Consider the following 17,415-nt stretch of genomic DNA (forward strand, 5'->3'; position numbering starts at 1 on the left):
CCGATCGTGCCGACGTTCACGTGTGGCTTGCTGCGCTCGAATTTTGCTTTGGACATCCCACTCTACCCCTGTCGCTCGTTACTGTTTCTTGGAGACCGCTTCGGCAATGCTGGCGGGCACTTCGTTGTACTTACAGAACTCCATGCTGTAGGTCGCCCGCCCTTGGGTGGCCGACCGGAGGTCCGTCGCATAGCCGAACATCTCGGACAAGGGGACCTCTGCACGAATGATCTTTCCGGATGGCGCATCGTCCATCCCCTGGATCATGCCGCGACGACTATTCAGATCGCCCATGACATCGCCCATGTTCTCTTCGGGCGTCACGACCTCGACCTTCATGATGGGCTCAAGCAGGACAGGCTTGGCCTTGGCCGCCCCCTCCTTGATACCCATCGAGCCGGCAATCTTGAAGGCCATTTCGCTCGAGTCGACTTCATGGTAAGAGCCGTCGTAGAGCGTGACTTTAATGTCCACCATCGGGAAGCCGGCCAGAATGCCGTTCTTCATCGCCTCCTGAATGCCTTTGTCGACCGCCGGGATGTATTCCTTCGGAACGGTTCCGCCGACGATCGCATTGACGAACTCGTACCCGACACCCGCCTCTTGCGGCTCGATCCGGAGGTAAACATGACCGTACTGGCCGCGACCACCGGACTGACGTGCGAACTTGGTCTCCTGCTCGACGGTCTTGCGGATCGTCTCGCGGTAGCTGACCTGCGGCGCACCGACATTGGCCTCGACCTTGAACTCGCGGCGCATCCGATCGACGATGATCTCCAGATGCAGCTCGCCCATCCCGGAGATAATGGTCTGCCCGGACTCCTCGTCGGTGTGCACGCGGAAGGACGGATCCTCCTGGGCCAGCTTCGAGAGTGCGACGCCCATCTTTTCCTGGTCGCTCTTCGTCTTGGGCTCCACCGCAACCGAGATCACCGGCTCGGGGAACTCCATACGCTCGAGCGTGATGACCTTATTGAGATCGCACAGGGTGTCGCCTGTGGTGACATCCTTCAGGCCGACCGCCGCGGCGATATCGCCCGCGTGGACTTCCTTGATCTCCTGGCGCTCGTTGGCGTGCATCTGCAGGATACGACCGATGCGCTCCTTCTTATGCTTGACCGGGTTGTAGATGGTATCCCCGGACTTGAGCACACCCGAATAGGCACGGAAGAAGGTCAGCGTACCGACAAAGGGATCCGTTGCGATCTTGAACGCCAGCGCGGCGAACGGCGCATCGTCGGATGCCGGGCGCTCGCCTTCCGACTCGTCCTTGTCGTCGAGAATGCCCTTGATGGCCGGCACGTCGACCGGCGAAGGCATGTAGTCGATGACCGCATCGAGCATCGCCTGCACGCCCTTGTTCTTGAAGGCCGAGCCGCACATCATGGGGACAACTTCACTCTTCAGCGTGCGGGCACGCAGACCGGCCATGATCTCGACCTCGGTTAAGGCTTGTCCTTCGAGATACTTCTCCATCAGCTCTTCGTTGGCCTCGGCTGCCGCCTCGACCATGTGTTCGCGCCATTCCTCGCAAAGATCCTGAAGATCCTCGGGGATGTCGCGGAGCTCGTATTCCATGCCGCGGGAGGCTTCGTCCCAATAGACGGCTTTCATCTGGACCAGATCGACAACGCCCTTGAAGTCCTCTTCGGCACCGATCGGCACCTGAATCGGGACGGCATTACCGCCGAGCCGGTCCTTGACCTGCTGCACGACGCGAAAGAAATTCGCGCCCATACGGTCCATCTTGTTCACGAACGCGATGCGCGGTACGCCGTACTTGTCGGCTTGGCGCCAGACGGTTTCCGACTGCGGCTCGACACCGCCCACGGCGCAGAACACCGCGCAGGCACCGTCGAGCACACGCAGCGACCGCTCGACCTCGATCGTGAAATCGACGTGTCCGGGCGTATCGATGATGTTGATCCGATGCTCGGGGCGCTCTCGACTCATTCCCTTCCAGAAACAGGTCGTCGCAGCGGAGGTAATGGTGATTCCGCGCTCCTGCTCCTGCTCCATCCAGTCCATGGTTGCGGCGCCGTCGTGCACCTCGCCGAGTTTGTGCGAGACACCCGTATAAAAAAGAACGCGCTCGGTGGTCGTTGTCTTCCCGGCATCGATGTGCGCCATGATGCCGAGATTGCGATACCGCTCGATTGGGGTGCTACGTGCCACGACTGTATCCGCCCTGATTGAATGAACTTCGGTCTGAGCTGTTACCAGCGGTAATGCGAGAAGGCCTTGTTTGCTTCGGCCATCCGATGCGTATCTTCTTTCTTCTTGACGGCGGAGCCGCGAGAATCCGCGGCGTCCATCAATTCACCGGCCAAGCGCAACGCCATGGACTTCTCGGAGCGCTTACGCGCTGCATCGATGATCCAGCGCATCGCCAGCGAGTTACGCCGCGTCGAGCGCACCTCTACCGGAACCTGATAGGTTGCGCCGCCGACTCGCCGAGATTTCACCTCGACCGCCGGACGCACGTTGTCCATCGCCTGCTCGAGCAGCTCGACCGGACGACCGCCCTTCTTCTCGGTGACCTGATCGAGCGCGGTGTAGATAATCCGCTCGGCGACGGACTTCTTGCCGTCTTCCATCATCATGTTGATGAACTTGGTCAGGAGCTCGCTTCCGTGCTTCGGATCGGGAAGGATCTGGCGACGGGCGGCAACGCGTCTTCTCGGCATGTTGGTTTAGACTCCGATATCACTCAATTGGGCTGACCGATCCGGTCGACCGGATTACTTCTTGGGACGCTTGGCGCCGTATTTGGAACGGCCCTGACGCCGCTTCTCGACACCCGAGGTGTCCAGCGTGCCGCGCACGGTGTGATAGCGCACACCCGGAAGGTCCTTGACACGTCCGCCGCGAATCAGCACCACCGAGTGCTCTTGGAGGTTGTGCCCTTCGCCACCAATGTAGGAAGCAACTTCATAACCGTTGGTCAACCGAACGCGAGCAACCTTACGCAGAGCGGAGTTCGGCTTCTTCGGGGTCGTGGTGTAGACCCGCGTACAGACACCGCGTCGCTGAGGACACGCTTCGAGAGCAGGTACGGTGCTTTTCGCCACGACACGCTTGCGGGGCTTGCGCACGAGTTGGTTGATCGTTGCCATGCAATCAGTCTCCAAAGGCGCAACGGCGCCGAAAACACAAGCGTAAAATCACTCTTGCGCGACCGCGAGCCGACTGGATAAGACGGCACAGCCGCACGTATGCGATCGATCGACTCGGGGACCGGGCGGATGGGGTGCCCAGACCAAGGAACCAGACCTAGAAAAAAAGAGGCTAGACGGCGCGGAGCCGTCTAGCTGAGACCGAGCAGTATAGGGAGGCGGGCCGTTGGTGTCAACCGACTAACCCGACTCTTGGCTCAAGAAGCGGGTTCAACACGAACAACGTGCGGCACAGAGGGCTCGGGGAGGGCTCGGGTGCCTCGAGGCAGCACTCCGAGCGACTGCGCAACCCGAAATCAACTCGCTTCGGAGGTGTTGAGTGCCTTCTTCAATGCCTCTTCGAGCTCCTCGGTCGCCATCTCGACCCTTCCGGAGCCCGAAAGCTCCATCTGACGCTGCCGGCGCCGCTCCTGGTGATGCGCAAGCCCTGATCCCGCCGGGATCAAACGGCCCACGATGACGTTCTCCTTCAGTCCGGCAAGTCGATCGGTGGAGCCGCGCACCGCGGCCTCCGTCAGTACGCGGGTCGTTTCCTGGAACGACGCGGCCGAGATGAACGACTCGGTCGCGAGCGACGCCTTGGTGATGCCGAGCAGCAAAGGCTCATAGAGCGCGGGCTGCTTGCCTTCCGCCATGACCCGCTTGTTCTCGTCCATCAGAACCGCGTGCTCGGCCTGCTCGCCGCGCAGCAGACGGGTATCGCCGGCGGAGGTCACCTCGACCTTGCGCAGCATCTGGCGAACGATCACCTCGATGTGCTTGTCGTTGATCTTCACGCCCTGCAACCGGTAGACGTCTTGGATCTCCTTGACGAGGTACTCGGCCAACGCGGTGACACCTTTCAGACGCAGGATGTCATGGGAGGCCAGCTCGCCGTCGGCGATGACCTCGCCACGCTCGACGCGCTCACCTTCGAACACGTTGACGTTGCGCCACTTCGGGATCAGCTCCTCGACCGTCTCGCCATCGTCCATGGTGATGACGAGGCGCTGCTTGCCCTTGGTGTCCTTGCCGAAACCGATCGTACCGCTGGCCTCCGCGAGCAAGGCCGCCTCTTTCGGCTTGCGGGCCTCGAACAGATCCGCGACACGGGGCAGACCGCCGGTAATGTCGCGCGTCTTACTCGACTCCTGCGGGATACGCGCCAGGATGTCGCCCACACCCACGTTGGCTCCGTCCTCGACGCCGACGATCGCGCCCGCGGGAAGGAAGTAACGCGCCGGGAGGTCGGTGCCGGCGATCTTTAGCTCGTTGCCGTCCTCGTCAAGCAGCTTGACCATCGGGCGAAGATCCTTGCCCGAAGACGGCCGCTGCTTGGGATCGATAACCACGCGCGAGGTCAGGCCCGTGACGTCGTCGACCTGCCCCTGCACGGTCACGCCCTCGATGAAGTCCTCGAAGGCGAGCTTGCCGGCCACCTCGGTGACGACCGGATGGGTATGCGGATCCCAGTTGGCCACGACGTCACCCGGCTTCACGGGGTCGCCGTCGGCAGCGCGCAGGCTGGCCCCGTAGGGCACCTTGTAGCGCTCCTTCTCGAGCCCGCGATCGTCGACGACGGTCAGCTCACCGGAGCGAGAGACCGCGACCAGGTTCTTGCCCGAGTGGTGCTCGACCACCTTGATGTTGTGCAGACGCACCGAGCCGGCATTCTTGATATCGATACTGTTGACCGCAGCCGCCCGCGATGCCGCACCGCCGATGTGGAAGGTGCGCATGGTGAGCTGAGTACCGGGCTCGCCGATCGACTGAGCGGCGATCACGCCCACCGCCTCGCCGAGGTTCACGCGATGTCCGCGCGCGAGGTCGCGCCCGTAGCACTGGGCGCAGACACCGAGCCGCGACTCGCAGGTGATCGGCGAACGCACGCGGACCTGATCGATACCGATGGCCTCGAAGCGCTCGACCCAGGACTCGTCGAGCAAGGTACCCGCTTCGCAGACCAGCTCCTCGGAGCCTGGACGATAGACATCCACGGCAGCCACGCGTCCGAGGATGCGCTCGCGCAAGGGCTCGACCACATCACCGCCCTCGATGATGGGCGTCATGATCAACCCGCCCTCGGTGCCGCAGTCTTCCTCGAGCACCACCATGTCCTGCGCCACGTCGACCAGGCGTCGAGTCAGGTAACCCGAGTTGGCGGTCTTCAACGCCGTGTCGGCCAGGCCCTTACGGGCACCATGCGTGGAGATGAAGTACTGGATAACGTTCAGACCCTCGCGGAAGTTCGCGGTGATCGGCGTCTCGATGATGGAACCGTCCGGCTTGGCCATGAGACCGCGCATACCGGCGAGCTGCCGGATCTGTGCCGCCGAGCCACGGGCGCCGGAGTCGGCCATCATATAGATGGAATTGAAGGAGTCCTGCGTCACCTCGTTGCCGTGACGATCGATGACGCTGTCCTTGCCGAGCTTGCTCATCATCGACTTGGCGACGCGATCGTTGGTATGCGACCAGATGTCGACAACCTTGTTGTAGCGCTCGCCGTTGGTCACGAGACCGGACGCGTACTGGTCCTGGATCTCCTTGACCTCCTTCTCGGCAGCCGCGAGGATCCCCGCCTTCTCTTCCGGGACGGCCATGTCTTCGAGACCGATCGAGACGCCGGAGCGCGTCGCCATACGGAAACCCATGTACATGACCTGGTCGGCGAACACCACGGTCTCCTTCAGACCGAGCTGGCGGTAGCAGATATTGATCAAGCGCGAGATCTGCTTCTTGCCGAGCGCACGGTCCACCAGATCGAACGGCAGTCCGTCGGGAACAATGGCAAACACCAGGGCGCGACCCAGGGTCGTCTCCCGGATCGCCGTGTTCTCGTGCATCGAGCCGTCTTTGTGCTTGATCACCTCGCGGATGCGCACCTTGCAGCGCGCATGCAGATCCGCATGCCCGGTCTCGTAGGCACGGCGCGCCTCGTCGATGTCGGAGAAGACGCTGCCCTCGCCCTTCGCATTGACCCGCTCGCGGGTCATGTAATAGAGCCCGAGCACCACGTCCTGCGAGGGCACGATGATGGGCTCGCCGTTCGCCGGGGAGAGGATGTTGTTGGAGGCCATCATGAGCGCGCGGGCCTCGAGCTGCGCCTCCAAGGATAGCGGCACGTGCACCGCCATCTGGTCGCCGTCGAAGTCCGCGTTGAAGGCGGTACAGACCAACGGGTGGAGCTGGATCGCCTTACCCTCGATCAGCACCGGCTCGAAGGCCTGGATGCCGAGTCGATGCAGCGTCGGTGCGCGGTTGAGCATCACCGGATGCTCGCGGATGACCTCGTCGAGGATGTCCCACACCTCCGGCGTACCGCGCTCGACCATCTTCTTGGCGGCCTTGATGGTCGCCGCCAGGCCGCGCAACTGCAGCTTGCTGAAGATGAAAGGCTTGAAGAGCTCGAGCGCCATGCGCTTGGGCAAACCGCACTGATGCAGCATCAGGGTCGGACCGACCACGATAACCGAGCGGCCCGAGTAGTCGACACGCTTGCCGAGCAGGTTCTGGCGGAACCGGCCCTGCTTGCCCTTGATCATGTCGGCAAGCGATTTCAGCGGACGCTTGTTGGTGCCCGTAATCGCACGACCGCGCCGGCCGTTGTCGAGCAAGGCGTCGACCGACTCCTGCAGCATGCGCTTTTCGTTGCGCACGATGATGTCGGGCGCGACCAGATCGAGCAGACGCTTCAGCCGGTTGTTGCGGTTGATGACCCGACGATAGAGGTCGTTCAGATCCGAGGTTGCGAACCGACCGCCGTCCAGGGGCACCAAGGGGCGCAGCTCCGGGGGCAGGACCGGCAGGACGGTGAGGATCATCCACTCCGGGCGATTCCCCGAGGCCATCAGCGACTCCATGAGCTTCAAGCGCTTGGAGAGCTTCTTGATCTTGGTCTCGGAGTTGGTGGTCTCGATCTCCTCGCGCATGCGCCGGACCTCGTCCTCCATCTTGATGGTGCGCAGCAGCTCGTAGACGGCCTCCGCACCCATACGCGCGTCGAACTCGTCGCCGTTCGCCTCCAGGGCTTCGAGATACTGCTCGTCGTTGAGCAGCTGGCCGCGCTCCAGATCGACCACGAGGCCCGGGTCCACCACCACGAAGGACTCGAAATAGAGGATGCGCTCGATGTCGCGCAAGGTCATATCGAGCAGCAGACCGATACGCGACGGCAGGGACTTCAAGAACCAGATGTGCGCCACCGGGCTCGCCAGATCGATATGACCCATGCGCTCGCGCCGAACCTTGGCCAGCGTGACCTCCACACCGCACTTCTCGCAGACGACACCACGATGCTTCAGGCGCTTGTATTTGCCGCAGATGCACTCGTAGTCCGTGATCGGACCGAAAATCTTGGCGCAAAACAGCCCGTCGCGCTCCGGCTTGAAGGTGCGGTAGTTGATCGTTTCCGGCTTCTTGACCTCGCCGTAGGACCAGGAACGGATCATCTCGGGAGAGGCGAGTCCGATCTTGATCGCGTCGAATTCCAGTGCCTGACCCTGCTGCTTGATGATTTTAAGTAGATCTTTCAAGATCTTATCTCCTGCCTACAATGACGATGATCAGCAATCGGCCGACCGCCGAGGGTCCGTTCAAGAACGGAACCCGGCACTCAAGGCCAAGGGCCAAAAACTGAACCGCGTCCGCTACGACATGCGAAATCGTCGTCGTGGCTCGGCCTCGAGAGTTTCCACAAACGACGCCGTCCACGCGGTTCAGAACAATAAAACGACGCTCCTGAACCGCGTCGCGCCGACGCGCGTTGATCGCGATTCGGCCGCGCCGGGGCTCAATCCTCGCAAACCCCTCCGGACGCCGTTCAGTCCTGCTGGAGCTCGACGTTGATGGCCAGCGATCGAATCTCCTTCACCAGAACGTTGAAGGACTCGGGCATTCCGGCCTCCATCCGATGATCGCCGTCCACGATGTTCTTATACATCTTGGTGCGGCCGTTCACGTCGTCGGACTTCACCGTGAGCATCTCCTGCAAGGTATAGGCGGCGCCGTAGGCCTCCAGCGCCCAGACTTCCATTTCGCCGAAACGCTGCCCGCCGAACTGCGCCTTACCCCCCAGCGGCTGTTGGGTGACCAGACTGTAGGGTCCGGTGGAGCGCGCATGCATCTTGTCGTCGACCAAGTGGTTCAGCTTGATGATGTACATGTAGCCGACTGTCACGGGGCGCTCGAACGGATCGCCGGTGCGGCCGTCGTAGAGCTGGGTTTGACCGCTCGGGATGCCGATATCCGAATTGTCGCGATCGGCGAGCTTGAGCATCGCCCGGATCTCCTCCTCGGTCGCACCGTCGAACACCGGCGTCGCCAGCGGCACGCCCCGCGTCAGATGACGCGCGAGGTCCAGGATCTCCTCGTCGGTAAAGCTCTCCAGATCCTCGCGCTTGCCGCTGGTGTTGTAGACCTTCTCGAGGAAGGCGCGCAGCTCCACGACCGCCGTGTGCGCACGAAGCATCTTCTCGATCTTCACGCCGAGCCCGTTGGCCGCCCAACCCAGATGGGTCTCGAGCACCTGCCCGACGTTCATGCGCGAGGGCACGCCGAGCGGATTCAGGACGATATCCACGGGCTCGCCGTCCGCCGAGAAGGGCATGTCCTCGATCGGCACCACCTTGGAGATAACACCCTTGTTGCCGTGGCGCCCGGCCATCTTGTCGCCGGGTTGGACGCGGCGTTTGACGGCCACGTACACCTTCACCATCTTGAGCACGCCCGGGGCCAGATCGTCGCCGCTCGAGATCTTGCGTTTCTTGACCTCGTAGCGATCACGGAATTCCTCGCGCTGCTGCTTGATCTGTGCCGCAACGGCCTCGAGCTGGGTCGCGACGTCTTCGGCACGCATCCGGATCTCGAGCCACTGATCGCGCGAGCCGTTGGAGGCGAGCTCCTGCAGATAAGCCTTGGTGATCTTCGCCCCCGGGGCCAGATTGCGCGGCCCGCCGTCGGCGACCTTGCCCACCAGCAGGCGCTCCACGCGCTGGAAGGTGTCGTTCTCCATGATGCGCTGCTGGTCTGCAAAGTCCTTGCGCACGCGATCGAGCTCCATCTCTTCGATCTGAAGCGCGCGCTTGTCCTTGTCCACACCGTCACGGGTGAAGACCTGCACATCGACCACCGTCCCGCTCATCCCGGAGGGCAGGCGCAGCGAGGTGTCCTTCACGTCGGACGCCTTCTCGCCGAAGATGGCGCGCAGCAGCTTCTCCTCGGGCGTCAACTGGGTCTCGCCCTTGGGCGTGACCTTGCCGACGAGGATGTCGCCGTCGCGCACCTCCGCACCGACATAGACGATGCCCGACTCGTCGAGCTTGGCCAGGGCCGACTCGCCGACGTTGGGAATGTCGCTCGTGATTTCCTCCGGCCCCAACTTGGTATCGCGCGCCAAACAGGCGAGCTCCTCGATGTGGATGCTGGTGAAGCGGTCTTCCTGCACCAGACGCTCGGAGAGCAGGATCGAGTCCTCGAAGTTGTAGCCGTTCCAAGGCATGAAGGCGACCCGAAGGTTCTGCCCCAGAGCCAGCTCGCCCATGTCCGTGGACGGCCCGTCGGCAAGCACGTCGTCCACTGCAACGACATCGCCCGGCTTGACCAGCGGGCGCTGATTGATGCAGGTGTTCTGGTTGGACCGCGTGTACTTGGTGAGGTTGTAGATGTCCACGCCGGGCACACCGGGAACGGCTTCCTCGTCATTGACCCGCACCACGATACGCGCGGCATCCACCGACTCGATGACACCGCCGCGACGCGCCACCACGCAGACGCCCGAGTCCTTGGCAACCACGCGCTCCATCCCGGTTCCGATCAGCGGCTTCTCGGCCCGCAGGGTCGGGACCGCCTGACGTTGCATGTTCGAGCCCATGAGTGCGCGGTTGGCGTCGTCGTGCTCGAGGAAGGGGATCAGGGACGCCGCCACCGAGACGATCTGACGCGGCGAGACGTCCATGAACTGGACCTCCTCGGGCGCGCGCATCGTGAACTCGTTGGCATGACGGCAGGACACCAGCGCGTCGGTCAGGTGACCTTCGTCGTCGAGCGTGGCGTTGGCCTGCGCGATCACGAAGTTGCCTTCCTCGATCGCCGAGAGATACTGAATGTCCATGGTCACCCGGCCGCCTTCCACCTTGCGATAGGGGGTTTCCAGGAAGCCGTACGAATTGGTCCGTGCGTAGACAGCCAAGGAGTTGATCAGGCCGATATTCGGGCCTTCAGGCGTCTCGATCGGGCAGACGCGACCGTAATGCGTCGGATGCACGTCGCGCACCTCGAACCCGGCACGCTCGCGCGCCAGACCGCCAGGGCCGAGCGCCGAGACACGTCGCTTGTGGGTGACCTCGGAGAGCGGGTTGTTCTGGTCCATGAACTGCGAGAGCTGGCTCGAGCCGAAGAACTCCTTGATCGCCGCCGAGACCGGCTTGGCGTTGATCAGCTCCTGCGGCATGAGCCCCTCGGACTCGGCGAGCGACAGACGCTCCTTGACCGCACGCTCCACCCGCACCAGACCCACGCGGAACTGGTTCTCCGCCATCTCGCCGACGCAACGGATGCGGCGATTGCCGAGGTGGTCGATGTCGTCGACGCTGCCGCGGCCGTTACGCAGCTCCACCAGGACCTTGAGCGCCTCGATGATATCGGAGGTCTCGCCCTGCTCCTGGTAGAGACGCTTGGAGAGCTCGTCGTTGCGATTGCTGAAATAGCGCCCGTCGTAGATGACGCCCGGCCCTTCCTCCGAGGTGCGTCCGAGACGCCGATTGAACTTCATCCGACCCACGGCCGAGAGATCGTACCGATCCGGCGTGAAGAAGAGGTTGTGGAACAGGTTTTGAGCGGCCTCTTTGGTCGGCGGCTCGCCCGGACGCATCATGCGGTAGATCTCGACCTGCGCCTCGAGGTCGCTGGTGGTGGGATCGATCCGCAGGGTCTCGGAGATATAGGGTCCGTGATCCAGGTCGTTGACGAAGAGCGTCTCGAGCGTCTCGATCCCTTTCTCGAAGATGGTTTCGAGCAGCTCGGGGGTGATCTCGGCATTCGCCTCGGCGATCACCTCGCCGGTCTCGGTGTCGATCTGCGGGTGCGCCAAGACACGGCCGATCAGGAAGTCGGAAGGGACATCGAGGCGTTCGACGCCGGCCTTCTGAAGCTCGCGGATATGCCTCGCCGTGACGCGGCGCCCGGACTCCACGAGCAGCTCGTCGCCGAGCATGACGTCGAAACCGACGGTCTCGCCGCGCAAGCGTTCGGGGACCAGGTCGAGCGTGACCGAGCGATCGCGAATCCGGAAGGTATCGGTCTCGAAGAAGCGCTCGAGGATATCCTCTACACCGTAGCCCAGCGCGCGCAGCAGGATGGTGGCCGGCAGCTTGCGGCGACGGTCGATGCGCACGAAAACGTTGTCTTTGGGATCGAACTCGAAATCGAGCCAGGATCCGCGATAAGGGATGACCCGCGCAGAAAAGAGCAGTTTGCCCGAGGAGTGCGTCTTGCCCTTGTCGTGATCGAAGAACACACCGGGCGAGCGATGCAGCTGCGAGACAATGACACGCTCGGTCCCGTTGATGATGAAGGTGCCGGTACCGGTCATGAGCGGTAATTCGCCCATATAGACCTCTTGCTCGCGCACGTCCTTGATGACCTTCGAGCCAGCAGGCGCGTCGCGATCGTAGATCACCAGGCGCAGCAGCACACGCAGGGGCGCCGCGAAGGTCGCACCGCGCAGGTGACACTCGCGCTCGTCGAACACCGGCTCGCCGAGCCGATATTTCACGTATTCGAGAACGGCGTTGCCCGAGTAGCTCTCGATCGGAAAGACGGTCTTGAAGGCCGCATGCAGGCCGACATCGCGGCGGTCCCCGATCGGCCGGTCGGCCTGAAGGAACTCACGATAGGAATCGATCTGCGTCGCCAACAGAAAAGGCACGTCCAGGATGCTCGGACGCTTGCCGAAGTCTTTACGAATGCGCTTTTTTTCGGTGAACGAATAGGCCATGATGCCTTTCCCTCGAAATACGTGCTTGTGTCCAGGACGGGGGTCGACGCCGCGGCGGATCGCGGACGTCGGGGTCGGACCTCTGCGGTCAGGTCCTTATCGACGACGCCGCCCCGTCAATGGGGCGGCCGGCAAGCCGGCATCGTCGACACGGGTCGTCAAAACCCAACGGCGAAAGGCCGGCGGCTACTCGCCGCCAGCCCGAAGGTCCCACCGAAGGCAAGTTCGACGCAATGCGCCGTTACTTCACTTCGACCGTGGCACCAGCCTCTTCGAGGAGCTTCTTGGCCTCTTCGGCCTCGCCCTTGGAAACGGCTTCCTTCAAGGTCGTCGGCGCGCCTTCGACGGCGTCCTTCGCTTCCTTCAGGCCGAGGCCGGTCAGGGAACGCACGGCCTTGATGACCGCAACCTTGTTTGCACCGAACGACGCCAGGATGACGTCGAACTCGGTCTGCTCCTCGACCGGTGCGGCTTCAACACCGGCACCGGCGGCCGGGGCGGCCACGGCGGCAGCCGCGGTCACGCCGAACTTCTCTTCCATCGCGCTGATGAGGTCGACGACCTCCAACACGGTCATGTTGCCGATTGCTTCAAGGATCTCGTCTTTCGAGACGGCCATGGTGAGCTCCTGAGATGTCTCTAAAATGGAATTGCTGGTGAACGGAGCCGCCTAAGCGGCCTCTTTCGCATCGCGAATCGCGGCGATGGTGCGGACCAACTTGCCCGGCACCTCGTTGATCGTCGCTGCAAGCTTTTGCACGGGCGCCTTCATCACGGCCATGAGCAAGCTGATCGCCTGATCGCGGGTCGGCATCTTGGCGAGATTGCCGAGCTCCGAGGGATCAAGCAGCTTGCCTCCGAGGGCGACAAGACGCACCTCGACCTTGTTGTGGTCCTTTGCAAAGGCTTCCATGACGCGCGCTGCCGAACCGGGATCTTCCTGCGAGAAGGCGAGAACCAACGGGCCTTTAAGCCCCTCGCTCATGCACGCGAAATCCGTGTCCTGCAACGCACGTCGTGCCAAGGTGTTCTTGACCACGCGGACATAAACACCGGCCTTGCGCGCTTCCACGCGAAGCCGTGTCATCTGTTCCACGGTCAAGCCCCGATACTCGGCCCCGACGACCGAATGGGCACCTTTGGCGACTTCCGCGACCTCGGCGACGATGATTTCTTTTTGCGCAAAACTGAGCGCCATGTTCGTCACCTCTTGTCGGTAAACCCGGCCGCAGCCGGAGCCGTCGAGGGCGCGCATCCAGCGCGCACCCTAGGGCGATCATGTGCAACCTTCACCAGCATAACGACTGATTCGGGAGCACCGTCTGCGCAGGCAGGCAAGCCATTAAGTCCAACACACCGAATCCCTGTCGGGCGAGAGACACCTGCGGTCTTTGACGGTCCCCGGCATCGGCCGAGGCCCCAAAGAAGACCTGAAATCGAGGGTACAAGCCCCGCGAAATCAAACCAAATCGCGTCCAGCGGGAACTGCGTAATCTTCAGCTCGTGCGTGATCGCGGAGATCCTGTCGGCATTAATGGAGATACGATTTTAAATTATATTTTTCAATAATCTAAACCGCGCCGACTCCAACAGTTGTTGATCGCTCCAAGGCCGATCCAAGCTTACGAACATCGCAGGCCGCGCCGGGCGCGGTTTAGAAACTGAGCCCCGCGTGATCCACGGTCAGGCCCGGACCCATGGTCGTCGAGACCGTAACCTTGCGCATGTAAACACCCTTGGAGCTGCTCGGCTTGGATCTCATCAGGTTCGCCAGCAGGGCTTCGAGATTCTCCCGCAGCTTCACCGGCTCGAAATCGGCCTTGCCGAGCGGACAATGGATGATGCCGGCCTTGTCGGTACGGTATCGGACCTGTCCCGCCTTGGCATTGCGAACCGCCTCGGCCACATCGGGCGTCACGGTGCCGACCTTGGGGTTCGGCATCAGCCCGCGGGGGCCGAGGATCTTGCCGAGCTGTCCGACCAGACGCATCGCATCCGGGGAGGCAATCACGACGTCGAAGTCGAGCTTGCCGGCCTTGATGTCCTCTGCGAGATCATCGAAACCCACACGATCCGCGCCGGCCTCGGTCGCGGCATCCGCGGACGCGCCCTGGGCGAACACCGCCACTCGGACGGTCTTGCCGATGCCGTGCGGCAGAACGGTCGAGCCGCGCACGACCTGATCGGATTTGCGCGGATCCACACCGAGATTCACGGCGACATCGACGCTTTCCGAAAACTTGATCTGCGACAGCTCTTTGAGGAGCGAGAAAGCCTCTTCTGCCGGATAGAGCCTGCCGCGCTCCACGCGCTCTTGAATCGCACGCATGCGCTTGGATAGACGAGCCATCAGTTCACCCCCTCGACATCAAGCCCCATCGCACGGGCACTACCCGCAATGGTGCGAACGGCCGCATCCATATCCGCAGCGGTCAGGTCCGGCATCTTCGCGGTGGCGACCTGCTCGAGCTGCTCGCGCGTCACCACACCGATCTTATTGGTGTTCGGATTCGGACTGCCCTTCTGGAGCCCCATCACCTTTTTCAGGAGAATGGAGGCCGGCGGGGTCTTGGTAATGAAGGTGAAGCTACGATCCGAATAGACCGTGATCACGACCGGGATCGGCATCCCCTTCTCGAGCTCTTGCGTACGCGCATTGAACGTTTTGCAGAACTCCATGATGTTCACGCCGTGCTGACCAAGCGCAGGACCGACAGGCGGACTCGGGGTCGCCTCGCCGGCCTTGACCTGCAGCTTGATATAGGCGTTGATCTTTTTCGCCATGGTTTTTCTCCAGTGGGGTGCTGACGCCGCAGATCGAGTCTCGGCTCCCCCGGCATAGGTCCCTCATGGGGACTCGGTATCGACGCCGCACGAACGGCGACGGCAGTGAACGGGGCTTGGCGTCAAGACACCCGCGACAATCCGTAAACCGCGTATCAGGCCTTCTCGACCTGGGCGAACTCGAGATCCACAGGCGTCGAGCGTCCGAAGATCAGGACGGAAACCTTTACGCGGCTCTTGTCGTAATCGACATCCTCGACGACACCGTTGAAGTCGGTGAAGGGGCCGTCGACCACGCGAACAACCTCGCCCGGCTCGTAGAGCACCTTCGGCCGCGGCTTCTCACCACCTTCCTGCAGCCGTACGAGAATCGCGTCGGCCTGAGCGTCCGGAATCGGAGCCGGACGATCCCCGGTACCGCCGATGAAACCCATGACCTTGGGAACACTCTTGACGAGATGCCAGGTTTCGTCGGTCATCTCCATCTGCACGAGAACATAGCCCGGGAAGAACTTGCGCTCGCTCTTGCGTTGCTGACCCGCACGCATCTCGACCACTTCTTCGGTCGGCACGAGGATCAAGCCGAACAGGTCCTCCAGTCCGGCACGCTTGACACGATCCTCGAGCGAACGCTTGACCTGCCCCTCGAAGCCCGAGTAGGCATGGATGACATACCACCGCTTGGACATGCTCAGCCCCCCTGGCCGGTCAGGAACCTGAGAATCGCCATCAGCATCATGTCGAACAGCCAGAGGATGATGCCCACGATCAGCACCATCACAATGACGATCAGCGTCGTCTGCAGGGTCTCCTGGCGTGACGGCCAGACGACCTTCCGAACCTCCATGCGCGCATCGGAGGCGAACTGCCACAAGGCCCGACCGCGCGCGGTCTGCAATGCGACCGCTGCCGCACCGCCGCTGATCAGCAACAGTCCGATCACGCGAAGCAGAACCGAAAAGCCCTCGAAAAAATAGAAGGCGAAGATGCCGCTGACCAGCAACAACGCAGCGATTGCCAGCTTGGCGGTATCCAAGCCGGCCCCTCGGGCCTCTGCACGTGAATTCATGAGATCGGGTGTCGCCTGAGCGATAAATTAAACGGAGCGATGGGTTGTATGGCAGGCCAGGAGGGACTCGAACCCCCAACCTGCGGTTTTGGAGACCGCTGCTCTGCCAATTGAGCTACTGGCCTAAAACTATCAGGACCGATCGCGGATTCTGCCGGGCAGGCCCATCAGCACTGCCCTGCAAACCGCGACGACCCGTATCACTCGATGATCTTCGCGACGACGCCGGCACCGACGGTACGGCCGCCTTCGCGCACTGCAAAGCGCAACCCTTCTTCCATGGCGATCGGCGCAATCAGCTTGATCGTCATCTTCACGTTATCCCCGGGCATCACCATCTCGACGCCTTCGGGCAGCTCGCAGGCGCCGGTCACGTCGGTGGTGCGGAAGTAGAACTGCGGACGATAGCCGTTGAAGAACGGGGTGTGACGCCCGCCCTCTTCCTTGCTCAACACGTACACCTCGGCCTCGAAGTGCGTGTGCGGGTTGATCGACTTGGGCTTGGCCAGCACCTGGCCACGCTCCACGTCCTCACGCTTGGTGCCGCGCAGCAGCACGCCGACGTTGTCTCCCGCCTGCCCTTGGTCGAGCAGCTTGCGGAACATCTCCACACCCGTGCAGGTGGTCTTCACGGTGTCCTTGATGCCGACGATCTCGACCTCTTCGCCCACCTTCACCACGCCGCGCTCGATGCGCCCGGTCACCACGGTGCCGCGACCCGAGATCGAGAAGACGTCTTCGATCGGCATCAGGAAGGCACCGTCCACCGCACGCTCGGGCTGCGGGATGTAGCTGTCGAGCGCCTCCATCAACCGGTCGATCGACTGGGTGCCGATCTCGGAGGTGTCGCCTTCCAGCGCCAGCTTCGCCGAGCCGGTCACGATCGGGGTGTCGTCGCCGGGGAAGTCGTAGCTCGAGAGCAGCTCGCGCACTTCCATCTCCACCAACTCCAACAGCTCGGCATCGTCGACCATGTCGGCCTTGTTCAGGTACACCACGATGTAGGGCACGCCGACCTGACGCGACAGCAGGATGTGCTCGCGCGTCTGCGGCATCGGACCGTCCGCCGCACTCACCACCAGAATCGCGCCGTCCATCTGCGCCGCACCCGTGATCATGTTCTTCACGTAGTCGGCGTGGCCGGGGCAGTCCACATGCGCGTAGTGACGGTTCTTGGTCTCGTACTCCACGTGCGCCGTGGCGATCGTGATCCCGCGCTCGCGCTCCTCCGGGGCATTGTCGATCTGGTCGTAGGCGCGCGCCTCACCGCCGAATTGCTTCGCCTGGTGCGTCGTGATCGCCGCCGTCAAGGTCGTCTTGCCGTGGTCGACGTGGCCGATCGTGCCGACGTTCACGTGTGGCTTGCTGCGCTCGAATTTTGCTTTGGACATCCCACTCTACCCCTGTCGCTC

General features: G+C 62.6%; 12 protein-coding genes and 1 tRNA gene. All 13 read right to left on the bottom strand.

The features are described from left to right. Nucleotides 1–78: 78 nt before the first annotated feature. Nucleotides 79–2,175, bottom strand: a complete 2,097-nt coding sequence (gene fusA / locus GPT33_RS10075; protein WP_296808237.1) for an elongation factor G — start codon at nt 2,173–2,175, stop codon at nt 79–81. A 41-nt stretch (nt 2,176–2,216) separates the two neighbouring features. Further along, complete coding sequence (gene rpsG / locus GPT33_RS10080) at nt 2,217–2,687, bottom strand: 30S ribosomal protein S7 (RefSeq protein ID WP_007195683.1); 471 nt, start codon at nt 2,685–2,687, stop codon at nt 2,217–2,219. A 54-nt stretch (nt 2,688–2,741) separates the two neighbouring features. Further along, the gene (rpsL, locus tag GPT33_RS10085; RefSeq protein ID WP_007195682.1) at nt 2,742–3,116 is read right to left on the bottom strand and encodes a 30S ribosomal protein S12; all 375 of its coding nucleotides are present in this window, start codon (nt 3,114–3,116) and stop codon (nt 2,742–2,744) included. 356 nt (nt 3,117–3,472) lie between these two features. Further along, nucleotides 3,473–7,690 (bottom strand): DNA-directed RNA polymerase subunit beta', encoded by a 4,218-nt coding sequence (rpoC, locus tag GPT33_RS10090; protein ID WP_296808240.1) that lies wholly within the window; start codon nt 7,688–7,690, stop codon nt 3,473–3,475. 287 nt (nt 7,691–7,977) lie between these two features. Further along, nucleotides 7,978–12,150, bottom strand: coding sequence for a DNA-directed RNA polymerase subunit beta (rpoB, locus tag GPT33_RS10095; protein ID WP_296808244.1), 4,173 nt, complete (start codon nt 12,148–12,150; stop codon nt 7,978–7,980). A 241-nt stretch (nt 12,151–12,391) separates the two neighbouring features. Further along, nucleotides 12,392–12,769 carry a 50S ribosomal protein L7/L12 gene (gene rplL / locus GPT33_RS10100; RefSeq protein ID WP_093027468.1) on the bottom strand — a complete coding sequence of 126 codons (378 nt, stop codon included), beginning with the start codon at nt 12,767–12,769 and terminating at the stop codon, nt 12,392–12,394. A gap of 51 nt (nt 12,770–12,820) precedes the next feature. Beyond that, entirely contained in the window at nt 12,821–13,348 is a 528-nt protein-coding gene (rplJ, locus tag GPT33_RS10105; RefSeq protein WP_296808261.1) for a 50S ribosomal protein L10, read from the bottom strand. Between the two features lie 456 nt (nt 13,349–13,804). Continuing rightward, nucleotides 13,805–14,500 carry a 50S ribosomal protein L1 gene (gene rplA / locus GPT33_RS10110; protein WP_093027464.1) on the bottom strand — a complete coding sequence of 232 codons (696 nt, stop codon included), beginning with the start codon at nt 14,498–14,500 and terminating at the stop codon, nt 13,805–13,807. After that, nucleotides 14,500–14,934 (bottom strand): 50S ribosomal protein L11, encoded by a 435-nt coding sequence (gene rplK / locus GPT33_RS10115; protein ID WP_296808249.1) that lies wholly within the window; start codon nt 14,932–14,934, stop codon nt 14,500–14,502. Before rplK ends, rplA begins: the two co-directional genes overlap by 1 nt. 155 nt (nt 14,935–15,089) lie before the next feature. Continuing rightward, nucleotides 15,090–15,623 carry a transcription termination/antitermination protein NusG gene (gene nusG, locus GPT33_RS10120; RefSeq protein WP_296808252.1) on the bottom strand — a complete coding sequence of 178 codons (534 nt, stop codon included), beginning with the start codon at nt 15,621–15,623 and terminating at the stop codon, nt 15,090–15,092. A gap of 2 nt (nt 15,624–15,625) precedes the next feature. After that, a complete protein-coding gene (gene secE / locus GPT33_RS10125) occupies nt 15,626–16,003 on the bottom strand; it encodes a preprotein translocase subunit SecE (protein WP_296808255.1) in 378 nt (125 codons plus the stop codon). Nucleotides 16,004–16,052: 49 nt separating this feature from the next. Then, nucleotides 16,053–16,128: transfer RNA gene (locus GPT33_RS10130), tRNA-Trp, on the bottom strand. 75 nt (nt 16,129–16,203) lie between these two features. Continuing rightward, nucleotides 16,204–17,394, bottom strand: coding sequence for an elongation factor Tu (gene tuf, locus GPT33_RS10135; protein WP_296808258.1), 1,191 nt, complete (start codon nt 17,392–17,394; stop codon nt 16,204–16,206). Nucleotides 17,395–17,415 lie beyond the last annotated feature (21 nt).

This window comes from Thiocapsa sp. (assembly GCF_011390875.1).
GTDB lineage: Bacteria > Pseudomonadota > Gammaproteobacteria > Chromatiales > Chromatiaceae > Thiocapsa.

Bases quoted from the DNA above. Each gene is read 5' to 3' on its own strand.
- rplJ (WP_296808261.1), bottom strand. From the start codon at position 13,348: ATGGCGCTCAGTTTTGCGCAAAAAGAAATCATCGTCGCCGAGGTCGCG.
- rplL (WP_093027468.1), bottom strand. From the start codon at position 12,769: ATGGCCGTCTCGAAAGACGAGATCCTTGAAGCAATCGGCAACATGACC.
- rplK (WP_296808249.1), bottom strand. From the start codon at position 14,934: ATGGCGAAAAAGATCAACGCCTATATCAAGCTGCAGGTCAAGGCCGGC.
- nusG (WP_296808252.1), bottom strand. From the start codon at position 15,623: ATGTCCAAGCGGTGGTATGTCATCCATGCCTACTCGGGCTTCGAGGGG.
- rpsG (WP_007195683.1), bottom strand. From the start codon at position 2,687: ATGCCGAGAAGACGCGTTGCCGCCCGTCGCCAGATCCTTCCCGATCCG.
- rpsL (WP_007195682.1), bottom strand. From the start codon at position 3,116: ATGGCAACGATCAACCAACTCGTGCGCAAGCCCCGCAAGCGTGTCGTG.
- tuf (WP_296808258.1), bottom strand. From the start codon at position 17,394: ATGTCCAAAGCAAAATTCGAGCGCAGCAAGCCACACGTGAACGTCGGC.
- secE (WP_296808255.1), bottom strand. From the start codon at position 16,003: ATGAATTCACGTGCAGAGGCCCGAGGGGCCGGCTTGGATACCGCCAAG.
- rplA (WP_093027464.1), bottom strand. From the start codon at position 14,500: ATGGCTCGTCTATCCAAGCGCATGCGTGCGATTCAAGAGCGCGTGGAG.
- rpoB (WP_296808244.1), bottom strand. From the start codon at position 12,150: ATGGCCTATTCGTTCACCGAAAAAAAGCGCATTCGTAAAGACTTCGGC.